Source organism: Pseudomonas sp. BJa5, from assembly GCF_030272875.2.
Lineage (GTDB): Bacteria > Pseudomonadota > Gammaproteobacteria > Pseudomonadales > Pseudomonadaceae > Aquipseudomonas.
In genome coordinates, this window is the sequence record NZ_JALRNG020000125.1 from 1 (window position 1) to 288 (window position 288).

The window sequence follows — 288 nt, forward strand, 5'->3', positions numbered from 1 at the left end:
AAATCCCCGGGTCCTGGGTCTTTATCGCCTCACTGACATAGGTGTCCAGGGCGATGTCGAAGCGATCGCGCTGGCCGGCAAGCTCGGCGGTCAGCAGGTTGTAGACGGTGTCCTGTCTGAACGATCCGTAGACGACGGGTTTGTCCGCCTGCTTTTGCGCGGGATCCAGGGCAGGCGCCTGGGAGGCGGTGGATTCCGGGGCCAGGATATGACAGCGCTGGAGCAGGGCTACGGACAGGAACAACGCGTAGTATCTATTCATAATGAGGAATTGGGCGACTTACCAGC

General features: G+C 60.1%; 1 pseudogene. It reads right to left on the reverse strand.

Going from position 1 to position 288, the window contains the following annotated elements:
* Positions 1–262: pseudogene (locus tag M2D63_RS25685) on the reverse strand (hypothetical protein); the annotation flags it as partial.
* Between the last annotated feature and the right edge of the window lie 26 nt (positions 263–288).